Genomic DNA, 15155 nt, shown 5'->3' on the forward strand with positions numbered 1-15155 from the left:
GTTGAATGGAACTGAATGAGCCTGAATGCCCCAATCTGAAAATCTGGTTCGAATGAGTGAATACCCTTGTACATACCTCAATAAAGCGGTATTAAAATTCGCACGACAAGACCGCAAAAAATCTCAAATTGTATCGGTCAAAATTTCGATATTTTTTATGCATTTTGGGCGGTAATTGTTGCCGCAAAGCGGGTCGACAACGGCTACCGGACAGCCGATTCGAGCGCCTTTCCAAAGGAGCTTTCGCTTTCCCAACAGTTTCATCCGCGAAGCACGGGCGTCATCCGTGCTGTCATTCTTACTCATCATTAAGCGAAAAAAATCCTTGCCGATTTTTTCAGGTAATTTTTATTTTTTAATAAATCGGCAAGACTTTTTTCCTGCGTTTCGAATAAATTCAATGTGCCTTTTATCCGGATTGTATTTAACGCGCTTTTATTGATTCGCGACTTCGTGATAAAACTCGACGCATTCATCCAGCCTCGAGGAGAGTTCACCATGACAGCTCCGGCCCCGGTCACGCCTACCGGCACCCGGCCCACCCCCGCCCAATCGCCCGTCGCGTCAACCACAACCAGCGTCAAGCTCAAGGTTCATCCCGTGATTCTCGCGGGCGGCTCGGGCACCCGGCTGTGGCCGATGTCGCGCGAGCAGCATCCGAAGCAGCTGATCGGCCTGCTCGGCGAAGAGTCGCTGCTGCAATCGACGACCCGCCGTCTCGACGGGCTCGAAGCCGGTTATCCGCTGGCCGGCCAACTGGTGGTCGTCGCCAACGAAGAACAGCGCTTCACCACGGCCGAACAATTGCGCACGAGCGGCAAGCCGAGCCGGCTGATACTCGAACCCGTGGGCCGTGACACCGCGCCCGCGTTGACGGTGGCCGCATTGTCCGTCGCCGCGCAGGACCAGGACGGCATCATGGTCGTGATGCCCGCCGATCACGCGGTTACCGACAGCGAAGGTTTTCACGCGGCGGTCGCCACCGGCGTTCAGCATGCGGCGGCCGGCCATATCGTCACGATGGGGATCGTGCCGACGCGTGCTGAAACCGGCTACGGCTATATCCGCATCGGCGCACCGCTCGGTACTGACGATGCGCGCGATGCTGCGGACACCGAAGCATCGGCTCGCCTCGTCGCGCATCGCCTCGAGCGTTTCGTCGAGAAGCCGCATCTCGAGCTCGCGCAGCGCTATGTCGAATCACGCGAATACTGGTGGAACAGCGGTATTTTCATCGTGCGCGCATCGACCTGGCTCAAGGCGATCCGCCATTTTCAGCCAGCCATTTTCGACGCCTGCGAAGCGGCCTTCGCGGGCAGCACGGCGGACGGCGACTTCTTCCGGCTGCAACGCGATGGCTTCAGCGCCTCGCCGTCGAATTCGATCGACTACGCGGTGATGGAAAAGCTCGGCGCCGATCAGAGCGTCGCGTCCGGCGTGGTCGTGCCGCTGATGGCCGGCTGGTCCGACGTCGGTTCGTGGGACGCGATCTGGGACATCTCCGAGAAAGACGCCGATCGCAACGTGAGCCGCGGCCGCGTGATGTTCGAAGGCGCGAACTCGACCTTCGCGCATTCCGAAGGACGACTGATTGCCTGCGTCGGCACGCAGGATCTCGTCGTCGTCGAGACCGCCGATGCGATTCTCGTCGCCGACAAATCACGCGTGCAGGACGTCAAGAAGATCGTCAACCGGATTCGCGAGGATGGCGGGATCGAAGCGGCCAATCATCGCAAGGTGCACCGGCCGTGGGGCAACTACGATTCCGTCGACACTGGCGAGCGCTTCCAGGTCAAGCGTATCGTCGTGAAGCCGGGCGCGCGGCTGTCGCTGCAGATGCATCATCATCGCGCCGAGCACTGGATCGTCGTGCGCGGCACCGCGCTCGTCACGCGCGGCGACGAGCGCTTTATCGTGTCCGAAAACGAGTCGGCTTATATTCCGCTCGGCACCACGCATCGCCTCGAAAACCCGGGCAAGATGCCGCTCGAAATGATCGAGGTGCAGTCGGGGTCGTACCTGGGCGAAGACGATATCGTGCGATTCGACGATACGTACGGCCGGCAATGACCCGCGCGCGGTCGCAATGACGAAGCGCAATCCCCTGCGGCGGCGCAAAGCGGCCGCGGGGACCGCCGGACTCACCCCACGTACGAGATGAGTTCCTTGTAGGTCGCGGAAAAGCGCTCCGCGGTGCCGCTGTCGGTCGTCACCGTGGGCGTGCCTGCCACGCCTGCTGTCGCGGTGTCCGACGGATAGCGGCGCAGCGTCCCGCGCAATGCATTCAGTGATGGCTTCAGCGGGCCGTGCAACGGCGCGCCGTGATTTGCCGGGTGATTTTCGGTGTGATTCGCGATGCCATTGATCGGCGTCGGTTCCGGCACATGACGCAGGCCCGGCAATGGACGGCCCGCAGCGCGCTGCGCAGGGTTCGCCGCCGCGGGCTCTGTGGTTCCGTGCGCCAGCGTCGTCGCCGCCGCATCGGTCGCGCATTCGCGATCGATCCACTGACGCGCCCAGTCGAGCGCAAACTGCTGCGCGTGCTGCGCATCCGTGAAGCGCGGACCAACGAGACCGGAGCGTTCGACGCGCTTGCCGTCCCTGATGATCTCCGCCCACCCGCGATACATCGCATTCGGCACTTCCTCGACCACCACGTAGACCAGATACCCGCGCGAATCGGCGACCTGCATGCCGCGCGGCGCGAGGCCGATCGCGAGCGACGGGCGCGGGTCGTCGGCCGTGACGGGCTCTTCTGTGCCGGACGCCGGTTCGGCGTGGATTTGCGCCGCCGTCACCGGCCTCGCCGATGCTGACGTCGCGAACGCCGATGTCGCCGCCGGGCCTGCCGGCGCCGCCGCTGGCACAAGCCCCGACAATTGCCGCGTGATGTCGCCGATCGGATCGGCCGTGCGCCATTGGCTCAACGCGCTCGCGACGCCCGGCGCCTGCCACGACTCGGAACTCTTCCACGACACGCCGCGCAGACCATTGTCTTCGCGCGGGATCGGGGTTGGCGCAACCGGTGCCGCGGGTCTGGCAGTCACGGGCGGGGCCGGTTGGGGAATGTAGGCGAACGTGCGCCCGCTTAGCGACAGCAGGCGGACCATCTCGAGCAGTGTGCCGTTCAGCTGCCACTCTTCGAAGCGGCGGCGGCACGTGGGACCGGACGGATAGCGGCCCGGCAGCTTCGACCATGGCTCGCCCGTGGTCAGAATCCACAGCACCGCATTCGTCACGATGCGCGGTTCGGCGCGCGGCCGGCCGCGCCGGTTCAGACGGACGGCCGGCTCGTCGGAGACGAGCGGCGCGAGCAACGCCCATTCGTCGTTGTTTAGTTCATCAAAAAACATTGGATTTTCTCCACGCGGCCTGGCCTGGCCGCGGCGTTGGGCCTGCCACGGATTCTCAGCGTTCCCGACCCGTGTGCGGCCCTCGGTTGCACAAATTTGTTTTGTCCATTCGGCTCGTTGGAGCAGTCCGCCCACACGTGGTGCGGATCTTCCCTATTGCGAAGCACAAAACGCGGTCTCACTCGTGCGTGGGAAAATTTGTGCACGAAGCATACCATCCCGCTGTTTGCATGAGTACAGTTGAGACAAGTGTTACGGATAGAAACAATCTTGTCTGTTTCGCTGCGTCGATTCTCGTATTGCCGTAACAGAAGCCGCCGCTTATCCGACATCGGATCGGGCTATTGCAAAGCACAATGCCGCCTGATCGAGCAGAATGGGATTTAGAAATCTGATTGCCGATTGAGCATGCATTTCCAGCCCCTTCGATAGTGAGTCGGATCAGCGGTTTCGAGCGTCGCCGAGAAGAGCGCGACGAGCATGCGGGGTGGCATGGAGGCAATGTGAGCCGCGCATGCGGCCACTGCGCATGCGCGGCGTTCGACGCGTTATGGAAACGTCGATGTTGCTTCGAGCGACGTTACGGGCGCACCGGCTTCGCTGCCTGCTCGCCGACGACCGTGGTCCATTCGCGCACGCGCCAACGCGTGACGAGTCCGGAGAGCACATACGGATCGGCCTTGGCAAAGGCTTCCGCGACCGCCGCCGACGCACCGCTGAAGAGCAGCACCGCGCCGTCCGTCGGCTCGGCGAGCGCGCCGGCCAGCAGCAGTTCGCCTCGCTCGACGGCAGCCCATGCGAGTTTCAGATGCGCGTCGCGGTACTCGCCGCGCCGCTCCAGATAGTCGGGTACCAGGTCGTACATCAACAGGTAATGCATCGTAAGTCTCCTCGCAAGGATCAAGGTTGACATGGAGAGCGGCATGCGTCGGAGCGCGCTCGAGCATAGCAGTGGCTGCCGAATTTCATGCTTATTTTTTATTCAATTGCATTCGCAGCAATGTAGAAATGCTCATTGCGCATTCTTCATAAACCCAAATAGCGGACACCGTAATTTCATTTCAATATGGTAGAAATAGTCGACTCGATTAATCCGGATTGCATAACAAAATTCGCACTCCCGTTGATTCGATTGTTTCAAACGCGATAGTGTCGGTTGCTGCGCGCCAGTCAGGGAAAACGAGCGCAGTCCGCTGTCAACCGGAATGCATTTTGAGCCGTTCTGGCAGACGGCATTTGCCATAATGGATGCGCCGATGGGCCCATGGATGCCGTCGTCGCCCGCGCGCATGAACGACCAAAAACGTTTTCACCACCGATGGAGTGTCCCATGAAAATCCAATCCGCTATCGCTACGCTGGTGTTGGGCGCGGTACTCGTCTCGCCGGCGTTCGCGCAGAACAGCCAGCAGACCAAGATGGCCGACTGCAACAAGCAGGCGGGCGACAAGAAAGGCGACGAGCGCAAGGCGTTCATGCAAACCTGTCTTTCGTCGAAGCCGGCCGCCGCCGCGCCGATGAGCCAGCAGGACAAGATGAAGGCGTGCAACAAGCAGGCGGGCGACAAAAAGGGCGACGACCGCAAGGCGTTCATGAAGACCTGTCTGTCCTCCTCGGCGCCGGCGAACTAAGCGACGGCCGTAGCCATATCCCTCACGCCGGCGCCCCGAGACCGACTCGGCGCCGGCGCATCGTCCCGCCCACGCGGCGTTCCGATCGAATCCCCCCGCTTCGCAGTCCGCCCGCCGCAACGCGCCGATTTCTTCTATGATGGCTGCGGAGACGGCCCACCCTCACATATAGAACCAATCAACTACGCGGGCCGCCATCTTGTCGTTGGTGCTACTGAGCATCGATCGGAGGCAAGGATGGTATCGAAGCACAAAAACCGCTGGCTAAGGCGGTGGCTGCTGGTCATCATATTCTGGGCCGTGCCCGTGGCGATCGTCGCGGTCAACGAGATCCGCGAGGAAATGTCGTATAACGCGGTCGATCTCGACCGCGCGCTGACCACCTGGAATTTCACCGGCGCGCAGCGCGCCGCCGGCGCGCCTGCGCGTTGCCATGGCAAGCCCGACGAGGCAAAAGCCGCCGGCTGCCCGGCCGACGTGCTGGCCGCCAACGCGCCGCGCCAGCAGGAGGCCATCGACGAATACAGCGTGCGCCGCTCGACGTTGTACGGCTATCTGTGGCACGCGTTCATCGGCTATTGGGTCGTGCCGGCGGCGATCCTGTTCGCGATCGGCGTGATCATCGGCATGGTGCGCCGCGCGCTGCGGCGCCCTCCCGCGGTCAAGAGTCCGGCGAATCACGGGTGAGCGGCGGCCGCGCCGCCTGGACTCCGCTGCAATTTGCAGCGTCGAAGCAACACTTTCAATTCCATGTGGGTGGGCCGCCGCGCAACGCGGAAATCGGTAAAAACCGGCGCATCGCGTGAGTGCGCCGAAGCGTCCCCAAAATCCCCGCGCCTCGGGCGCTTGTCGGCTTCGCCCCCTCCGATGGTTGCTCGGCGCGCGCTTCGAGGTCGTGCGAAAGGCCGGTCAAAGTTACTGGAAAACGCCCTGGCGATCGGCCTCAAACCCTTGTCCCATAAGGCTTTTCGCGTTGTCGCGCGACGCGCCTTTTACAGCAGCCTGTGTTATAACTCGGAGGCAACCAGGCGACACCACGACGGTTGCGCCCCGGGTCCATGACGGAGAAAAACGATGCAAAGACGACACTTCATGTTGAAGACGACCGCTGCGCTTGCTTTCGGAGGCCTCGCACTCGCCGGGTGCACGACCACGGGCAGCACGCCGGACAATGCTCATGTCGACGCCTCGAAACGACAGTCGATCGACGCGAGCGTCGACGGCACGATGTCCAGGCTGTTCACGACCGTGCCCGGCTCGCGCGAACTGGTGTCGAAGGCGCGCGGCGTGCTGGTGTTCCCGTCGGTGTTGCAGGCGGGCTTTATCGTCGGCGGCCAGTATGGCGAAGGCGCATTGCGGGTGGGCGGCGCGACGGTCGGCTACTACAGCACCGTGTCCGGCTCGTTCGGCCTGACGGCGGGCGCGCAATCGAAGGCGCTCATCTTCCTGTTCATGACGCAGGATTCGCTCGACAAATTCCGCAACGCCGACGGCTGGTCGGCTGGCGTCGATGCATCGGTCGCGCTCGTGAAGGTCGGCGCGAACGGCGCCGTCGACACGACCACGGCCACCGCGCCGGTGCAGGTTTTCGTGCTGACCAACGCGGGCCTGATGGGCGACGTGTCGCTGCAAGGCACGAAGGTGTCGCGTCTGAAGATCTGAGTGCGCTGATCGGGATCTTGTGCTGAACGCCTCGCGCGCGCATCGCGACGCGCAGGTGTGGCATCCGGATCGCAACGCGGCCAAAGCCGCGCGAAGGGCCCTGAGTGGGTCGTCGCGCGGCTTTTTTTGTGGTCGGCTACCGATGCTGCCGCTCAAGCGCGAAAGAACTCACGCGAAAAAAAACGGCGCTGCGCATCGCGCACCGCCGTCCTTCGCTTCGACACTGGCAACGATCCCCCGTCAACCGCCCGACGAGTCCACCACCTTGAACCTCGAACGCTTCTGCGCGCGAATCACCGACTGATACGCCTCCACATACTGACGCGCCATCCGGTGCGACGTGAAGCGCTCCTCGAAGCGCTGCCGCACGCCCGCGCGCGGCACCTTGTGCAGCCGGTTCACGGCCGCCACCGCGCCGATCTCGTCCTCGACGATAAACCCGGTCACGCCCTCTTCGAGCACTTCCGGCACCGAGCCGCGGTTGAACGCGATCACCGGCGTGCCGCACGCCATCGCCTCGATCATCACGAGACCGAACGGCTCCGGCCAGTCGATCGGAAACAGCAGCGCATGCGCGCCAGACAGAAACTCGGCCTTCTGATGGTCGGCAATCTCGCCGATGTACTCGACGTACGGCAGGTCGAGCAACGGCCGGATTTCGCGCTCGAAGTATTCGCGGTCGGCCGAATCGACCTTGGCGGCGATGCGGATCTGCATGCCGCAACGGCCCGCGATGCGAATCGCCGTATCGACGCGCTTTTCCGGCGAAATCCGGCCGAGAAACGCGAGGTACTTCTGCTCGACCGGTTGCGGCGTATACAGCTGCTCCGGCAGGCCGTGATAGACCGTGGTGAGCCAGCGCGCCTGCGGCAGCGGATGACGCTGCGCGTTCGAAATCGAGATCACGGGCGCGGTGTTGAACGTGTCGAACACCGGCTGCTGCTCGGGCAGATCGAGCCGGCCGTGCATCGTCGTGACGAACGGCGTGTCCTGCCGCTTGAATACCGAGAACGAGTAGTAGTCGAGGTGAAAATGCAGCACGTCGAAGTCTTCGGCCTGGCGGCGCACGAGTTCCATCAGCAGCATGTGCGGCGCGATGCGGTCGCGAATGCCCGGATCGAGCCGCAGCGCGCGCGGCCACACCGGTTCGAGCTTCGCGCTCGTGACGGAGTCGCCGCTCGCAAACAGCGTCACGTCGTGGCCCTGCTCGACCAGCGCTTCGGTGATGTAGGACACGACGCGCTCTGTACCGCCGTAAAGCTTCGGCGGCACCGATTCGGTCAGCGGGGCGATCTGCGCAATCTTCATATTTGTGTCTCCATGAGCCGACGGCTGGCGCACCAAACGCGATGCCCTCGGCGACGCCGAGTATGACAGCGCCATGACGTCGGATCAATGCACGCGACGCATATGCGTCGGATGCATCGTCGCTACGGGGCATTATTCCCTGGGAGCGGCGCAAAAGCCGCAGGTCTTGCAATTGCTCGGTGCTGTTACATGCGGCTTACATCCGGTGATGCGAGCCCGCCCACCGGGCGCGCGGGCCTGAGGCTCTCGCCGCGCCATCATTTGTGGCCGCCGCCTTCGCCCGACCCGCGCACGGGCATGCTGCGCAGATCCCTGAGGAAGCTGTCGCGCCACACGCCGAGATCGTTCTCGCGCAGCGCGGCCATGTTGATCTCGTGACGGCGCTGACGCGCATCGAGCGGCATCTGCAGTGCGCGCTGCAAGGCTTCGCACATGCCGATCGCATCGTGCGGATTGACGAGCAGCGCGCCGGTGAGCTCGGCCGCGGCGCCCGCGAAAATCGACAGCACGAGCACGCCGGGATCGTCGGGATTCTGCGCGGCGACGTACTCCTTCGCGACGAGGTTCATGCCGTCGTGCAGCGGCGTGACGAAGCCGATCTGCGACTCGCGAAACAGCGACATCAGCTTCCAGCGGTCGTACTGCTGATTCAAATAGCGGATCGGCGTGTAATCGAGCCCCGAGTAGCGGCCGTTGATGCGTCCCGCCTCGTATTCGAGATCCTGGCGGATCTTCTGATAGGTCGCGACGTCCGAGCGCGTCGGCGGCGCGATCTGTACGAGCGTGACGTTGCCGCGCCACTCGGGCGAGCGCTCGAGCAGCAACTCGAACGCGCGAAAACGCTCGACCAGTCCCTTCGAATAATCGAGCCGGTCGACGCTCATGATCAGCTTGCGCCCCTCGAGACTCTGCTTCAGTTCGAGCACGTGCTGGCGGCTTTCGTAGCGCTTGGCCTGCTCGGCGATTTCGTCGGGGAACACGCCGATCCGGTACACGCCGGTGCGCAGCTTGCGCCCGAACGCCTCGACGATGCCGTCCGCGCTCACCGTGCCGCGCGCGTGACGCGTCACGTAGTCGTGGAACGCCTGCTGGTCGGTGGCGGTCTGGAAGCCGAGCAGGTCGTAGCACGACAGCGACTTCGCGAGTTCCTCGTGCGGCGGAATGTTGAGCAGGATCTGCGGCGCGGGAAACGGAATATGCAGGAAGAAACCGATGCGGTTCGTCACGCCTTCGCTGCGCAGCGCCTCGGCGAACGGGATCAGATGGTAGTCGTGAATCCAGATGACGTCGTCGGGTTCGAGCAGCTTGACCAGCTTGTGCGCGAGCCACGCATTGACGCGCCGGTAGCCCGCGTACTCCTCGCGCTCGTAGCGCGCGAGGTCGTTGCGATAGTGGAAGACCGGCCACAGCGTCGCGTTCGAAAAGCCGCGGTAGTACTGGTCGTAATCCTTGCGCGTCAAGCCGACGGTCGCGAAGGTCACCGCGCCGTCCTGCTCGAGCGTCGGCCCCGCGTTGGCGACCGTTTCGCTGACCACGTCGCCGCTCCAGCCGAACCAGACGCCGCCCGCATCCTTCAGCGCGCCGAATACGCCGACCGCGAGCCCGCCCGCCGATCCCTTGGTCTCCGTCGGCGTCGCGACGCGATTCGACACGACGATCAATCGACCCATAGTGCATCTCCTCCGTAGTTCTTGCGGTGCGCCGCGCCGCCTGAGCCGGCGTGGCGCGCCCCGGTGGCAGCAATCGGCGTGCCCGCGGATCGCCGGGCGTGAACGCGCTGGCCGCTGGTGACTTGCAATGCGCGATGTCCAGCTGGCAAACCGGCGCTGACCGCGCACCTCTCACCGCTCAACTCTCACCACACCAGAGTCGCGCTCCGCAACCCCCGGCTAAGCCTGCTCTTTCGCCTTCTGCGCGACCTCGGCCGCCCCGGTGCGGCCGAGGCGGCTCGCCACCGGATCGGCTTCGGTATGCGCGGCGGTGCTGCCGGCCGGCGCCTGCCGGCTGCGCGGCAGCCAGTCTGCCGGAGCGGCGCCGCTGGTCTCCAGTTCCGCCGACACCTCGGCACGCGCCCGCGGCAGGTATTCCGGGTAATGCCGGTGAACGAAATCGAGCAGCCCTTCGCGCACGCGGCAGCGCAAGTCCCACGCGAGGCCGGAATCCGGCGCGCTGACGAGCGCGCGCAGCTGCATCGCGCGCTCGGTGCAGTCCGTCACCTGCAGCACCTGCACGCGACGGTCCCACTCGGGCGCGTTCTCGACGATGCGCGCGAGCTCCTCGCGCAGCGGCGCGAGCGGCATCCGGTAATCGACGAACAGAAACACGGTGCCGATGATCTGCGAGCTGCTGCGCGTCCAGTTCAGGAACGGATTTTCGATAAACCATTGCAGCGGCACGATCAGCCGACGCTGGTCCCACAACCGCACCGACACGTAAGTGCCGGTGATTTCCTCGATGCGCCCCCACTCGTTCTGGATCACGACGACGTCGTCGAGGCGGATCGGTTGCGACAGCGCGATCTGCAAGCCCGCGATCAGGTTGCCGAGCACAGGCCGCGCCGCGATACCGGCAATGAGCCCGGCGACACCAGCCGACGCCAGCAGGCTCGCGCCGATCTGCCGCACGTTGGGCAAGGTCATCAGCGCGCCGCCGACACCAATGATCACGATCACGATCATCACCGAGCGCGCGAGCACACGCGCCTGCGTATGGATGCGGCGCGCCTGCAGGTTATCGGCGGTGTCGAGCGGATGGGCGCGGATGATCGCTTCGCCGATCGCCGCGGCCGAGCGCACCGACAGCCACGTCAGCGCGGCGATCAGTGCGATGCCGGTGACGTCGCGCACCGGTTCGATGAAGTTGAGGGTATCGGGCGCTTCGGACCAGACCCACGCGAACACGAGGATCACGAGGGCGAACAGCGACGGTTTGTCGATGTAGCGCAGCACGACGCTCGCAAGCGCGTGCGGCCGCGCGAGACGTATGACGATCCGCGCGCCGAAGCGGTGAATGCCGATCGCCACGATCGTCACGATAAGCGTCACGATCAACGCGCCGAGCCACGTATGCAGCGGCGCCGCGGCCACGCGGTAGAAGTCGTCGATAGTAGGCATAACGGGCATCTTCCTCCGGGCTCGATGAGCGGCGGCGCGCCTGCGGGACTACTGACATCCGGGAGCCTCGCTCCCAACGGGAGCGATGAGCTCGACACCCGACGCGCGCGATGGCGCCTGGGCGTTACAACGGGTTCTTCGATGCCCGGCGGTTATCGCTCAGCCGCCGCTCTTGCAGGGAAACGCCTTGCCGAGTCCCAGCGAAATCGCGGTGCTCGCGTTGTAGCCCGCGGCGTTCGGGTTCTCGGCGATGTACTTGCGCACCGCATCGGTCAACTGCGCCGAGCGCGCATCCGGCGGCAGGCAGAAGTACTGGCCGACGCGCGGACCGGTGGTGCCGCCGATCGCGTCGATCGTGTTGAAAATGCCGTCGGCCGCGCCTTCGATATAGGCCGCGCAGGCACTACGCGAAGCCACATCCGTCTTGGTGCACAGCTTGTTGAGGTCGCCTCCCGTAAACGCGGCTGCCGAAAGCGGCAAGGCAAGCGCGCCGGCGAAAATCAAAGCCCGCAGCATGGTGTTCCTTTCCAGGGTTGTTTATCACGCGGTCTTTCTGCCGCGTCCGGACGGCGCGCCACGCGGCGCGCCGAAGTCGTCATTCTGCACTGTTTTACGCGGTGACAGCAGGCTCGCTGCCGCACCGGGCGGACAAAACGGCTGCCAGGCGGCACGGCCTCGCGAGGCGCCGGACGCCTCGCGGGCGCAGCGCGCCGCCTGCGCACAGCGTTACTGCTTCTGCTGCTGCATGCGCGCCGTGAGCCCTTCGACGACGTCCGGCTCCTTGTAGGTCTTGGCGAAATCGAGCGCGGTCATGCCGATCTGGTTCTTCACCGACAGGTCCGCGCCGTTGTCGAGCAGCAGCTTGACGGTCGACACGTGGCCGCCGCGTGCGGCCATCATCAGCGGCGTGGTGCCGTTCGGCGAGCCCGCATCGACGTAGGCCGAGTGGTCGAGCAGCACCTTGACGACGTCGTCGTGGCCGTTCGCGGCCGCGTAGTGCAGCGGCGCCCAGCCCTTCTTGTTGACCTCGGCGTCCTTCGCGATCAGCAGATTCACGAAGTTCAGGTCGCCGACCAGCGCCGCCATCATCATCGCGTTCTCGCCGGCCTTGTCCTGAATCTCGATGTCGGTCTTCGGATTGGCGAGCAATGCGGCCGCGACCTTGTCGGATTTCTCGCGCGCGGCGATCACGAGCAGCGGCATGCCCTGATTGTCGACGCTGTTCGGGTCCATGCCCTTCGCGAGCAGCTTGTTGACGCCGTCGACATCGTCGAACTTGACCCCCTTGATCAGCGTATCGATCGGTGCCGCATGCGCGGGCACCGCGGCCAGCGCCGCGCACACGAGCGCCGCGGCGCACGCGAGACGGCGCGCCGGTGCGAGAGCCCGGGCGGCCGGCCCGGCGGACAGCGGTTGAAAATCAGCGGACGACGTCGAAATATTTTTCATATGGTACTTTAGGAAATCTTCCTATCTCTTTGATGTTACAAGGATTTCTAGTTCAGACTCCGGCCGGCGCGGCGATTCCGAACAGCCTGAAGAAGTTTTGCGTGGTTGCGGCGGCCAGCGCCTCGTCCGGCATCTCGCGTTGCTGCGCGATGAAGCGTCCGACATAACTGACGTACGCAGGTTCATTCGGTTTGCCACGATACGGCACCGGCGCGAGATATGGCGAGTCGGTTTCGATCAGCAAACGCTCGAGCGGCACGCGGCGCGCGACGTCCTGCACGTCGGTCGCGCTCTTGAACGTGACGATACCCGACAGCGAAATGTAAAAATTCTGCGCGAGCGCCTGCTCGGCGATGGCCCACGGCTCGGTGAAGCAATGCATGACGCCGCCAGGCACGCCCGCGCGCTCCTCGGCCATGATGCGCAACGTATCTTCCGCCGACGAGCGCGTGTGGATGATCAGCGGCTTGTTCGTCGCGTGCGCGGCGCGGATGTGCGTGCGAAAGCGTTCGCGCTGCCACTCCATGTCGGCGATCGAGCGGCCTTCGAGCCGGTAGTAGTCGAGCCCGGTCTCGCCGATCGCGACGACCTTCGGGTGTTCCGCCAGTTCGACCAACTCGGCCACGCTCGGCTCGCGCATGTGCTCGTGATCGGGATGCACGCCAACCGACGCGTACACGTTGTCATGGCGGCTGGCGATGTCCAGCACCGACGGCAGCGTTTCGAGATCCACCGACACGCACAGCGCGTGCGAGACCGAATGGCTGCGCATGTTTTCGAGCACTTGCGGCAGACGGTCCGCGAGTCCTTCGAAGTTGATATGGCAGTGCGAATCGACAAACATGGTCAGGTCCTGCGAAAAATGGGCGGGCGGCCGGGCGATTGCGCGGCCGGGGGCCGCCTGGAACAGCTTTGGATGGCTCGGGCGGCCCGGGCTCCGGCAGCGTGCTTACACAGCTTACTCAACCGGCATGCGCAACGCGCTTGCCAAGAATCACCAGATCGCGCTCGACGCCGTCCAGCACCGCGACGCACGGCAACGTACCCCACGCGTCGAAGCCGAAGCCGCGGAACAGCCGCACACTCGCATCATTGTGACCGAACACGAAGCCGAGCACCGTGTCGATGCCAAGACGGGGTGCCGCGTCGAGCGACGCAGCCAGCAGTTGCTTGCCGAGGCCCTGGCCGCGCGCGCTTTCGTCGAGATAGATGCTGACTTCGGCGGTGCGCTGATAGGCCGGCCGTAGAAATCGGAAAAGCTGAGCCACGCAACGACACGGCCCGGCTGCTTCGGATCCTCGACCACCCACAGCGGCCGCTTCTGCGGGCCGTGCGCATCGAACCACGCCTGCCGGCTCTCGACGCTGACCGGCTCGAGGTCCGCGGTGACCTGGCGCGACGGGACGGTCGAATTGTAGATGGCGACGATCGCGGGCAGATCGTCCAGCGTCGCGTCGCGGTAGGAAAGGCTCATGGTGGGTCGGCTTGAATGAGAAAAGACCAAAGGCTTCCCGAGTGCAGGCTCACGCGAACAGCGCGCGATAGCCGATAAACAGTTCTTCGAACACGAGCCGCGCGTTTAGCGGATGGTTCTCGACGGCGCGCTGGCGCGTGACGGTGCGCAGAAAACGCGCAAACGCATTGGCGTCGGCCTGCGCCGCGCAGCGCGTGAGCGCAGCCGACGCCTGCGGAAAATAGCGCGGCGCGCCGGCGGTGCGCTGCGCGAGCAGATCGTACATCCAGCGCTGCAGCCAGCCGAGCACGAGCGGCACCGGCAGCTTCTGCAACGCTTCGCCGCACGCGAATGCGTCGCACTCGGCGCCGGCCGCGAGCTGCTTGAGCGTCCAGTCGCGCAGCGGACGGTTTTCGTCGCTGGCGAGCGCGAGCGCGGCGAGCGGCGCGCCGCCCGCTTCGGCGAGCAGCGCGGGGGCGTCGTCGACGCCTTGCGCGGCGAGCCAATGCGCAGCGGTGTCAGGCGCGGGCACGCTGATCGGCCACTGACGGCAGCGGCTGATGATGGTCGGCAGCAAACGGTCGATGCGCGCCGACACCATCAGGAACACGACGCCCGCGGGCGGCTCTTCGAGCGTCTTCAGCAACGCGTTGGCGGCCGCGACGTTGAGCGCCTCGGCCGGATACAGCACGACCACGCGCGCGCCGCCGCGATGCGAGCCGACGCCCACGAAATCGAGCAGACCGCGGATCTGTTCGATCTTGATCTCTTTGCTCGGCGTGCGGGTCTTCTTGCCTTCGTCACCATCGGCTTTTTCGGCCTTGTCGTCGGCACCGTTCGCGGCGTTCGCGAGACCGGCTTCGGCGGCGAGCGCCTCCGGTACGACAATGCGGTAGTCGGGATGATTGCCCTGCACGAACCAGTTGCAGGCCACGCACGCGCCGCACGGCTCGCCGTTCGACTGCGGCGCCTCGCACAGCAATCCCTGCGCGAGATGCTGCGCGAAGCGCAGCTTGCCGATGCCCGCCTGGCCGTGCAGCAACAACGCGTGCGGCCAGTGGCCGCGCAGCTGCTGCAGGCGGTTCCAGTCATCGGCTTGCCACGGATAGATCATCGTTTGTCTTTTTGAATCAATTGGTTGTGCGCGCTACTTCAGATACTGTACGAACTTGACGCGCCACTATAAA

At 64.6% G+C, this 15155-nt stretch carries 14 protein-coding genes; 4 read left to right on the plus strand and 10 right to left on the minus strand.

Going from position 1 to position 15155, the window contains the following annotated elements:
• The first annotated feature begins 498 nt into the window (after positions 1 to 498).
• Positions 499 to 2070 carry a mannose-1-phosphate guanylyltransferase/mannose-6-phosphate isomerase gene (locus L0U84_RS08905; RefSeq protein WP_326491161.1) on the plus strand — a complete coding sequence of 524 codons (1572 nt, stop codon included), beginning with the start codon at positions 499 to 501 and terminating at the stop codon, positions 2068 to 2070.
• Positions 2071 to 2141: 71 nt separating this feature from the next.
• Here the strand turns inward: L0U84_RS08905 and L0U84_RS08910 are convergent, their stop codons facing one another.
• Together L0U84_RS08910 and L0U84_RS08915 are read right to left on the minus strand one after the other, a co-directional pair.
• On the minus strand, positions 2142 to 3353 hold the full coding sequence (locus tag L0U84_RS08910) for a transposase (RefSeq protein WP_233849317.1): 1212 nt from the start codon (positions 3351 to 3353) through the stop codon (positions 2142 to 2144).
• 580 nt (positions 3354 to 3933) lie between these two features.
• On the minus strand, positions 3934 to 4233 hold the full coding sequence (locus L0U84_RS08915) for a YciI-like protein (RefSeq protein ID WP_233849319.1): 300 nt from the start codon (positions 4231 to 4233) through the stop codon (positions 3934 to 3936).
• A 450-nt stretch (positions 4234 to 4683) separates the two neighbouring features.
• On the opposite strand from L0U84_RS08915, the gene L0U84_RS08920 reads away from it, so the two are divergent.
• The 3 genes from L0U84_RS08920 to L0U84_RS08930 all read left to right on the plus strand — a co-directional run bounded on the left by L0U84_RS08920 (position 4684) and on the right by L0U84_RS08930 (position 6645).
• A complete protein-coding gene (locus L0U84_RS08920; protein WP_129962586.1) occupies positions 4684 to 4983 on the plus strand; it encodes a PsiF family protein in 300 nt (99 codons plus the stop codon).
• Positions 4984 to 5220: 237 nt separating this feature from the next.
• Positions 5221 to 5670 carry a hypothetical protein gene (locus L0U84_RS08925; RefSeq protein ID WP_233849321.1) on the plus strand — a complete coding sequence of 150 codons (450 nt, stop codon included), beginning with the start codon at positions 5221 to 5223 and terminating at the stop codon, positions 5668 to 5670.
• Positions 5671 to 6057: 387 nt separating this feature from the next.
• The gene (locus L0U84_RS08930) at positions 6058 to 6645 is read left to right on the plus strand and encodes a BPSL1445 family SYLF domain-containing lipoprotein (protein WP_233849323.1); all 588 of its coding nucleotides are present in this window, start codon (positions 6058 to 6060) and stop codon (positions 6643 to 6645) included.
• A 240-nt stretch (positions 6646 to 6885) separates the two neighbouring features.
• Here the strand turns inward: L0U84_RS08930 and L0U84_RS08935 are convergent, their stop codons facing one another.
• The 8 genes from L0U84_RS08935 to L0U84_RS08970 all read right to left on the minus strand — a co-directional run bounded on the left by L0U84_RS08935 (position 6886) and on the right by L0U84_RS08970 (position 15082).
• Positions 6886 to 7953, minus strand: coding sequence for a glycosyltransferase family 4 protein (locus L0U84_RS08935; RefSeq protein WP_233849324.1), 1068 nt, complete (start codon positions 7951 to 7953; stop codon positions 6886 to 6888).
• A 257-nt stretch (positions 7954 to 8210) separates the two neighbouring features.
• Complete coding sequence (gene otsA / locus L0U84_RS08940) at positions 8211 to 9623, minus strand: alpha,alpha-trehalose-phosphate synthase (UDP-forming) (protein ID WP_233849325.1); 1413 nt, start codon at positions 9621 to 9623, stop codon at positions 8211 to 8213.
• Between the two features lie 219 nt (positions 9624 to 9842).
• Positions 9843 to 11066, minus strand: a complete 1224-nt coding sequence (locus tag L0U84_RS08945; RefSeq protein ID WP_233849326.1) for a mechanosensitive ion channel family protein — start codon at positions 11064 to 11066, stop codon at positions 9843 to 9845.
• A gap of 159 nt (positions 11067 to 11225) precedes the next feature.
• On the minus strand, positions 11226 to 11582 hold the full coding sequence (locus tag L0U84_RS08950; protein WP_090804794.1) for a Rap1a/Tai family immunity protein: 357 nt from the start codon (positions 11580 to 11582) through the stop codon (positions 11226 to 11228).
• 210 nt (positions 11583 to 11792) lie between these two features.
• Positions 11793 to 12515: an ankyrin repeat domain-containing protein gene (locus L0U84_RS08955; RefSeq protein WP_233849327.1), complete on the minus strand. Its 723-nt coding sequence runs from the start codon at positions 12513 to 12515 to the stop codon at positions 11793 to 11795.
• Positions 12516 to 12567: 52 nt separating this feature from the next.
• Positions 12568 to 13359 carry a TatD family hydrolase gene (locus L0U84_RS08960; RefSeq protein ID WP_233849328.1) on the minus strand — a complete coding sequence of 264 codons (792 nt, stop codon included), beginning with the start codon at positions 13357 to 13359 and terminating at the stop codon, positions 12568 to 12570.
• Between the two features lie 118 nt (positions 13360 to 13477).
• Complete coding sequence (locus tag L0U84_RS43980) at positions 13478 to 13783, minus strand: GNAT family N-acetyltransferase (RefSeq protein ID WP_326491162.1); 306 nt, start codon at positions 13781 to 13783, stop codon at positions 13478 to 13480.
• A gap of 255 nt (positions 13784 to 14038) precedes the next feature.
• Positions 14039 to 15082: a DNA polymerase III subunit delta' gene (locus L0U84_RS08970; protein WP_233849329.1), complete on the minus strand. Its 1044-nt coding sequence runs from the start codon at positions 15080 to 15082 to the stop codon at positions 14039 to 14041.
• Positions 15083 to 15155 lie beyond the last annotated feature (73 nt).

This window comes from Paraburkholderia sp. HD33-4 (assembly GCF_021390635.1).
In the GTDB taxonomy this organism is placed as follows: Bacteria; Pseudomonadota; Gammaproteobacteria; order Burkholderiales; family Burkholderiaceae; genus Paraburkholderia.